The sequence below is a fragment of the Cryobacterium sp. MLB-32 genome, from assembly GCF_000738085.1.
Classification (GTDB): Bacteria; Actinomycetota; Actinomycetes; order Actinomycetales; family Microbacteriaceae; genus Cryobacterium.
This window is the reverse complement of sequence record NZ_JPRS01000614.1, coordinates 1-1882: the sequence shown is the minus strand read 5'-3', so window position 1 is coordinate 1882 and position 1882 is coordinate 1. Positions and strand designations below refer to the sequence as shown.

Sequence of the window (1882 nt, the reverse complement as noted above, 5' to 3'; positions counted from 1 at the left end):
AGAAGGAGGACTCAAGAAGGGGGGAAGCGAAGAGTCAGGTCAGGATTGATGCCAACCGAACGCTCCGTGGCCGATTCGTAACAGCAGTTGAGTTGTTGAGCGCAAGCGACAGCGCGACGAAGCGAACGGCCGGCATGTACGCTCTTGTGGCGCTCGCCGATGACTGGCAGGCCTTCGGCTCCCGGGAGGAGGTGCAAGTCTGTATAGACGTGCTGTGCGGATATTTGAGGGCACCCTTAGCCGCTGGCGTGGAATCCACGCCAGCGGTTGAGCGGGCAGTCCGAAGCGCAGGGTATAACTTGCTTGCCGCTTACCTCCGAGCCGAACAAGTCCCGCCCGTCTGGGCGGGATTCCGGGTTGACCTTTCCGGCGCGGTCATTGATTTTACGGTCGACTTCACGCGGGTAAGCCTTATGTCGGGCACGAGACTCATTTTCGGCGGAGCGACAATTTGCGGAACCGCGTCTGTTGATTTCAGCGGATCGACGATCAGCGACGACGCGACCGTTCAATTCGGGACCGCAGACATCTGTGATGCTGCCACTGTCACATTCGAGGGTGCGAAACTCGTCGAGAACGCCGTCGTCTCCTTCGCTGAGTCGAAGATTAGCGGAACCGCTTCCGTCTGTGCAGTGGGAGTAACGCTTTACGACAATGCCTCTGTACGCTTCGAACTGGCGAAGCTGAGCGACGCTGCCAAGGTTGATTCAAAGGCGGCAAGAATTAATGATGCAGCGACAATGCAATTCCGTGACGTGTCACTCAGTGACACCGCGGCGGTTCACTTGAATGAGGCGGCGTTCAATGACGCAGCCCAGGTTTGCTTCGACGATGCATGGATTAGTGACACCGCGCAGGTCCGTTTCGACCGCGCGGCGATCAGTGACAGCGCGCAAGTATGCTTCGGTCGCGCCACGATCCGGGGCTCCGGGCAGGTTCGCTTCGACCGCACCAAAATCAGCAACAACGCACTAGTCCACTTCGGTGCGGCAAAAGTCATCGACGGTGGCACTGTGCAATTCGATGGGGCAGAGATCCGCCACGCCGCTCAAGTCCATTTCAACTTCGCACATTTCGTTGATACAGCGAAGGTGAATTTTAGACGGGCAACCATTAGCGAGCTCGCGAGCGTTCATTTCCAATTCTTGAGCATTACTGACGCCGCTAGGATTCACTTCGACGGCGCGGAAATTAGCGGTGCCTCTGCGATCGACTTTTCTATGGCGCAGATCAGCCGCGGCGCAATAGTTCATTTCCGTGACGTAACACTCTGTGACACTGCCCAGGTGCATTTCCAACATTCGACGATAGGCGCTACCGCCACGGTTCATTTCACCTCCGCACTAATCACAGAGGCCGCCGAAGTCACATTTGAGGGGGCAAAGATCAGCGACGCCGCAACAGTCCATTTCCAAGCGGCAGACGTCAGCGGCACTGCTCAAGTCCACTTCACGCGGGCAGTAGTTACCGGCACTGCACAGGTGCACTTCGCAATGGCGACCGTCCGCAACGACGCTGTGGTCCATTTCGAGGATGCAGAGATAAGCGAAGCGGCGCGGATTCATTTTACGATGGCGACCGTTGATGACAACGCCGCAGTCCGCTTCAATCCGGTTTCGGTCCGCGACGATGCTTTGATCCAACTCAACCTGACAAGAATTTGCGCGAAAGCTAATGTGTATTTCAAGCTAGCAACGATTAGGGACAATGCCACTGTCCAATTTAGAGCGGCGAAGATCAGCGGAAATGCACAAGTGCACTTTGACGTGGCGATGATCAGCGACAGTGCGGCGGTCGAATTCTGCGATTCGTCGCTCAGCGACGGCTCGGCTGTCCACTTCGACTGGGCAGCGATCAGCGGCGCAGCAAACGTCAGGTTCAA

General features: G+C 56.9%; 1 protein-coding gene. It reads left to right on the top strand.

What is annotated here, in order from left to right; all coding sequences use genetic code 11:
* Positions 1-134 precede the first annotated feature (134 nt).
* Positions 135-1882, top strand: a 1748-nt coding sequence (locus JF66_RS20355; protein WP_035880744.1) for a hypothetical protein, incomplete at its 3' end; no start/stop codon positions are given.